This window comes from Thioalkalivibrio sp. ALgr3, assembly GCF_000377325.1.
GTDB lineage: Bacteria > Pseudomonadota > Gammaproteobacteria > Ectothiorhodospirales > Ectothiorhodospiraceae > Thioalkalivibrio.
Map to the genome: position 1 here is coordinate 1 of NZ_KB898007.1, position 6,129 is coordinate 6,129.

General features: G+C 63.1%; 5 protein-coding genes and 1 pseudogene. 4 read left to right on the forward strand and 2 right to left on the reverse strand.

Translation table 11 applies throughout. The annotated features are described in order from the left end of the window. Positions 1–67 precede the first annotated feature (67 nt). A complete protein-coding gene (locus C998_RS0113455; RefSeq protein ID WP_018871400.1) occupies positions 68–700 on the reverse strand; it encodes a hypothetical protein in 633 nt (210 codons plus the stop codon). A 593-nt stretch (positions 701–1,293) separates the two neighbouring features. Here C998_RS0113455 and C998_RS0113460 point away from each other — a divergent pair. The 3 genes from C998_RS0113460 to C998_RS0113470 are packed head-to-tail and all read left to right on the forward strand — an operon-like array spanning position 1,294 to position 4,651. Continuing rightward, positions 1,294–2,316: a ParM/StbA family protein gene (locus C998_RS0113460; protein ID WP_018871401.1), complete on the forward strand. Its 1,023-nt coding sequence runs from the start codon at positions 1,294–1,296 to the stop codon at positions 2,314–2,316. 2 nt (positions 2,317–2,318) lie between these two features. After that, positions 2,319–2,768, forward strand: a complete 450-nt coding sequence (locus C998_RS14985) for a hypothetical protein (protein WP_051076750.1) — start codon at positions 2,319–2,321, stop codon at positions 2,766–2,768. Continuing rightward, positions 2,768–4,651, forward strand: a complete 1,884-nt coding sequence (locus C998_RS0113470) for a DNA topoisomerase 3 (protein ID WP_018871403.1) — start codon at positions 2,768–2,770, stop codon at positions 4,649–4,651. The genes C998_RS14985 and C998_RS0113470 overlap by 1 nt, the downstream gene beginning before the upstream one ends. Before the next feature lie 38 nt (positions 4,652–4,689). Here the strand turns inward: C998_RS0113470 and C998_RS14220 are convergent, their stop codons facing one another. Then, positions 4,690–5,226 (reverse strand): helix-turn-helix transcriptional regulator, encoded by a 537-nt coding sequence (locus tag C998_RS14220; RefSeq protein ID WP_038082143.1) that lies wholly within the window; start codon positions 5,224–5,226, stop codon positions 4,690–4,692. A 450-nt stretch (positions 5,227–5,676) separates the two neighbouring features. On the opposite strand from C998_RS14220, the pseudogene C998_RS14225 reads away from it, so the two are divergent. Beyond that, positions 5,677–6,129: pseudogene (locus C998_RS14225) on the forward strand (hypothetical protein); the annotation flags it as partial.

The window sequence follows — 6,129 nt, forward strand, 5'->3', positions numbered from 1 at the left end:
CCCCCGCCAACCGATGCAGCGTCCAAACATGTTATCCCCCGAACCGGACCCAGCCCGCTCCAGCCGCCTACGCCGACCACTCCCCCGTCAGCACATACGAAAGGTCCAGCGGCTCATCCGCCTCCCGCATCCGGCCGTTCGCCTCCTCCACGATCCGCTCCAGCTCCTCCTGGGCTCGGCTACCCATCAGCTCACCCGAACGGGCACGCTCCGAACCGGAAAGCTGGAAGTCCCGGCCCCGCTTCACCACATCTGAACGCTTCGCGATCAACCGCTTCGCAAGCAAGACCGCATCCCTCACCTCGTCGGCGTGCCTCTCGAACCCGCCCCACCGCGTCACACTGTTCTCCGCACGAGGCCCCAAACGCTCCGTCTGCCAGCCACCACGCACCTTCTTCCATCGCACAAGGATCGGAGTCAGCGAACGCCCATCCGAACCGGACTTGCGATCCCACTGAACCCGAATGCGCCCCGTGGCCGGAGGCTGCAATCGCCACAACACCCGATCCGTCGCCACGATCCAGCGGTTCAACATCCGAACCGCCCGAGCCAGGTCAGCCGCACCCTGCTGAACGCGCTCCGCAAATGCCGCCTCCGAAGCGGCAATATCCCCGAGCATCTTCGCTTCGTAATCCAGCTCCTCGGGGGCCGCCGGGGACCACTCGAACGAGCCCAGCTCTCTCGACTCCACTCCTGCCATTCCCTTCCTCCATGTCTCTCGTTGCTCATCCGAATCGGCCCATCCGAGTCGGTGAGAAAGCCGCCCAAGCCTCGGTCGCCACTCCGGTCTGGTGAGGGGCATCCGAACCGGCGTCGAGGCCACTTTTCCGACTCTCTTCGCGGCGCAATTCGAGGCCATTGGCGCGTCGGTTACGGCCATCCGAACCGGGCCTTTCCGACACTGTTCGGCTGTTGTAGATCGGCCCTCGATCCGCCCTGCCTTGCTCCGTTCCTCGGGGGGTGTCGATCCATCGCTCCGAACCGCTTACGGGCCATGGCTCCGGGGCAGGGGTTCAAGCTCTTGGCGCTGACCCTCCCCGCTCTGGAACAGGCGACCGTCACAGTATAACCAACTGTCACTTCTGTTGTTCCTTGCACATGCTTGTATTACTGTAGGTGTCACAGGCACAGGAACAGTCACTATCACTGTCACTGTAACAGTCACAGGCACAGTCACTATCACTGTCACTTTCACCATCACTGTCACTGTCACTGCGCCTGTAGCAATCACCGGGAGGGGAGCCCTCCCAGACAACCGGAAACGGCTTCACAGAGCCAGCACAGGAGAACGGAATGGCTACCCAAGTGATCGGCCTCGACATCGGCCACAGCGCAGTAAAAATGACCTTCGACAAGGCGAACAGCGTGAACCGCTACATGTTCCCTTCCGTGGCGGCACCCGCCATCCATATCAGCAACAGCGAGGAAGCCCAGCGCGCCGCGCGCGAAACCGTGAAGGTCCGTGGGCGCGAATACTTCATCGGGGAAACCGCCTCGATCCAGGCGCGCGGCTCGGTCGCCGCCGGGCTGACCCGCGAATGGCTCCAGTCGAACGAGCACATGGCCCTGATGGCACACGCCAACCGGATCGCTGGCGAAGACGCGGACGCCTTCTCCCACCGGATCGTCGTGCTGGGCCTGCCAGTCACCGAGTTCGACCAGCGCCGCGACCCGCTCAAGGAGATCGCCGCCGAGGTCTTCGGGGATGGCGTCCAGATTCGGGTGATGCCGCAACCGATGGGCACCTATCAGAGCGTCATGCTGGCCCGCACCGGCCTGCCCGCCGAGGGGCGCGTCATGCACGACGAGTCGTGGGGCGTGATCGACGTGGGCTACTACTCGACCGACATCATGGTTCTGGTGAACGGCCGCTGGGTGGAAGCAGGCTCGGGGGGCGGTCCCGGCGTGTACGTCGCCGCTCAGGCGCTCGAACGCATCCTGCGGGACCACGACATCGAGGCCGACATCTTCGAGGCCGAGAAGGCCCTACGCGAAGGCACGCTCAAACAGTACGGGCAGCGGATCGACGTGCAGGATCACGTCGCGAAGGCACTCGGCACCATCACCAATCAGGTGATCGACACCGCCAACCAGCTTATGCAGAGCCATGCCAAGCACCTCGACGGCATCCTCGTTACCGGCGGTGGCGGATCACTCGTCCTGGACCAGCTTCAGGCCAAGTGGCCGCACGCGAGCATGGCGGAGGACACCGAGGCCGAAGGAACCCGGTACAAGGGCCACCGCTTCGCGAACTCCGAGGGCTACTACCGATTCGGCCGCATGACCGATCGGCTCGGACAGAAGGCGAAGGCGTAATCATGGCGCGCTGGAAGCGAGCCCGGAGCAACGGGCCTGAACGCATCACGGTCCAAGTCCAGCCAGATCGCGACCCGGAGCTGTACGAATGGTTGATGGCTCAGCCCTATGGGGCCGCGTCGAAGAAGGCGCGGGCCATGCTGATCGAGGCCGTCCGGGCGGAGAAGGAGGGAGCGCAGGCACCCACCGCGCCACCGAAGCGCAAGGAGGCACCGGCCGCCCAGGCGGCCCCCTCCGAACCGGCCCCGGCCCGGACTGCACCGGCACCCGAGGAAGCCCCGGAACCGCCCCGGCAGGAAGAACCGGCACCGAAGCCCCCATCCGAACCGGCCCCGCCGCAGGCGGCAAGAAAAACATCGCCAGAAGGTGAAGAGACAGGACAGGAGGGTGGGACAGAAGACATTGACCCGGAAACCCTGCGCATCATGCAAGACTCCATGGATCAGTTCTGATGGAAAAGCTATTCATCGCGGAGAAGCCCTCTCTCGGGAGGGCCATCGCAGAAAACCTCCCCGGACCCAAAAAGAACGGCGAAGGGTATATCCAGGCAGGCAATGACGTGGTGACCTGGTGCTTCGGGCACATCCTCGAAATGCCCTACCCGGAAGCCTACAACCCCGAATGGAAATCGTGGGATCTGAAACACCTGCCCATCATCCCGCCTCGATGGAAACTGGAGCCGAAACGGGACAGCAAGGACCAGCTCAAGACGATCAAGACACTGCTGGCCCAAGCATCCACCGTGGTCAACGCAGGAGACCCCGACCGCGAAGGGCAGATGCTCGTGGATGAAGTGCTCGAATACCTCGGAAACGACCGCCCCACCAAGCGGCTTCTGCTCTCCGCCACCGACCCGGCCACCGTGAAGCGCGAACTGGGCCGGATGCAGCCCAACGACCGCTTCCGAGGGCTCTACCAAGCCGGGCTCGGCCGCGCGCGGGCGGATTGGCTGGTAGGCATGAACCTCTCCCGCGCGATCACGAAGACCCTCTCACGGGAACACATGATCTCGATTGGAAGGGTGCAGACCCCGACGCTGGCTCTGGTCGCGCGTCGCTGCGATCTCATCGAGAACTTCGAGCCGCGCGACTTCTTCGACATCGAGGCCACGGTCCACGAGTCCAGCCGCGATCCGGCCGACGATTCAACGCCCCGTCTCACGCTGGCGTTCTCGCCCCAGAAGGATGAAGACCGCCTCTGGGATCAGGCGGAGGCGAAGTCCATCGCCAAGGCCCTGAAAAACCGCGAGGGGGCGCTGTCGAAGATGACAGAGCGCAAGAAAGAGCGTCCGCCCCGGCTGTTCACCCTGCCGGAACTCCAGAAGTTCGCGAGCAAGAACCTGAAGCTCTCGGCCTCGAAGACGCTGGCCGTGGCTCAGGAGCTTTACGAGAAGAAGCTGACCACCTACCCGCGAACCGAGTGCCCGTATCTGCCCAAGGAGCAGGAGGCGGACGTGCCGGACATTCTCGATGCGATTGGGCAGGCCGCCGACGAGTCCCTGGTGAACGCCAGGGCACGCCTCCAGAACCCCGAGGCCCGGCCCAGCGTCTTCAACACCGCGAAGGTCGAAGAACACCACGCGATCATTCCGACCCGCAATCCTCTCCCCGAGGGACTTTCCGATCAGGCCGTGGCGCTCTACAAGGCCATTGCCATGCGCTACCTCCTGATGCTCGCCCCCGACCGCGTGTACGACGAGACGCTGTACACCGCCGTCTGGGACGAGCGGACGTACAAGGCCAAGGGGCAGGTAACGGTCTCGCCCGGCTGGACCACCATCGCGGGCAAGGCCGCGAACGACAAGGCCCTGCCCGACCTGCCGGACGGCGCCAGGGTGACCGTCGCAGATGCGAAGCCACGCAAGCGCACCACCCGTCCGCCGGACTACTACACCGAAGGGACGCTCATCGAAGACATGGGATCGGTCGCCAAGTACGTCCAGAACGACAAGCTGAAAGCCGTTCTCAAGGAGAACTCAGGGATCGGGACGGCCGCCACGCAGGCTCAGACCATCGAAACGCTGAAATCACGGGGCTACATCACCCTGGATCGAGGCAAGCTGAAGGTGAGCGAGCTGGGCCGCTCCATCGCTCACAACCTCCACCCGCTACTGGTGAACCCGGATCTCACCGCGAAGTGGGAAATGGATCTGAAACGGATCGCGGACGGCGACATGGAGCTGTCCGAGTTTGAGGGGAACATCCACCGATTCCTCGATTACATCCTCAAGTGGGCCAAGGACCGGCAGGGCGAAGTGGAAATCGCGGGGGAGCCCGCGAAGACGAAGGGGCGAGGCCCGAAGAAGGGCGGCGGCAAACGGAGGAAAGCCGCCTGAACCAAGGCGGCCCCGGCACGGGGCCGCCGAGAGTTCGGTTACGCCTGTTCCTGATCTTCCTCGTCCTCAACCTCGATCATGCTGGCAACTTCCAGCATTTCCTCGTTGGTGAGCCGCTGGAACATCATGCCGAGGACGATCTTCACCTGGCGCGGCGTGTTGGCCCAATCCGCATCGGTGGGAGCGAGCCCACGCCATTCGGGGTGCCGGGACATGGAGGCATACACCTGCCGAATCGAAGCGTCGATGGTCTCCTCGTCGCCCACGATGAAGTCTTCCGGCCGGAGGACTTCCGCGAGCATGAGCACCTGGGCGAACGGGATGCCGAGAAAGCGCCCCATGCTGCGGAGCTTTTCATCCGTGATCTTGCTGATGTCCCGGCCGCCATTGAGGATCAGGGTCAGATAGGAGTAGGTGATCCCGATGGAGTCCGCGAGCTGGTAGCGGTCCATCTCCAGCTCCTCCGCTCGCTCCAGCAATGCCTTTGTGAGCGCCGAGCCTTTGACGTGGCCGCTTTGATTCACTGCCGCTCCATCGCCGCCCTTCTTCTCTTGGGAGCTGTTTTTGGAAGCCATTTTTAGCCCTACCTACCTCGAAAATTAGCGGCCTCTTCTGGTACCGCTGGTGTCTGGGGCGGGTCGAAACGCCGCCGTCTATTAGAATTTCCTGCTGTAACTTTTACAGATTGGTCCTCTGCATTGTAACCGCAAAACCACCGGAAGGTATATCCAGCCGTAACGCCGTAAGCCACTGATTTCGTGCATCCTGCCGCTTTTGTTGAGCAGTTTTGTCAGGCTTTCGGAGCGACCATCCACGAGAACGCAACCCCCCTTCGCACGCTCCCGTCAGGAGAGAGGGCCGTTATTCAGATAGTTACAAGCAAGATCACGATGGAGCCTCTGGGTAGCGTCGGCCCGGACATCTGGACCTATCTTCCCGGAAGAAAGCTCCTGGTGGGTTTTTTCGGCACCGCAACTCCTTCGAGAAGCAGGCCATTTCGGCCCTGCACAACGAAGGAGATCGCTATGAAGCAATCCGCCATGCAGCAGTCCCTCGGCGTGACCGCCGCCATGATGGTTGAGCAGATCAACCGTCAGGGGAACGGCGACATCCGCGTGTCCGTGGAGCCGGGCATCTCGACGGCCTCAACGGATGACAACCTCATCCGTCTGCCGGTTGTGCCGGACGACAAGCGCTTCATCGCGCTTGCCTATCTCGGCCACGAGGCCAGCCATGCGAGGGTCACCGACATGAGCGCCTTCCGGGCGTTCGCGAAGCGCAGCCCGCTCCATAAGGCCGTCCTCAACATCATCGAGGACATCCGGATCGAGCGGAGCATCATTCGCGTCTATCCGGGCCTTCGGGGCCTTCTGGCGCAGCTCATGGCGCACTTGGTCCAGCAGGGCTCCATGGGCCACGAGGAAGAGGTGGATGGACAGCCGCATCCGGTCGTCGTTTTCGTCAACTGGATGCTGCAC

Excerpts from the sequence above, each read along its gene's own strand:
- C998_RS0113455 (WP_018871400.1), bottom strand. The coding sequence starts at position 700 with ATGGCAGGAGTGGAGTCGAGAGAGCTGGGCTCGTTCGAGTGGTCCCCG.
- C998_RS0113460 (WP_018871401.1), top strand. The coding sequence starts at position 1,294 with ATGGCTACCCAAGTGATCGGCCTCGACATCGGCCACAGCGCAGTAAAA.
- C998_RS14985 (WP_051076750.1), top strand. The coding sequence starts at position 2,319 with ATGGCGCGCTGGAAGCGAGCCCGGAGCAACGGGCCTGAACGCATCACG.
- C998_RS0113470 (WP_018871403.1), top strand. The coding sequence starts at position 2,768 with ATGGAAAAGCTATTCATCGCGGAGAAGCCCTCTCTCGGGAGGGCCATC.
- C998_RS14220 (WP_038082143.1), bottom strand. The coding sequence starts at position 5,226 with ATGGCTTCCAAAAACAGCTCCCAAGAGAAGAAGGGCGGCGATGGAGCG.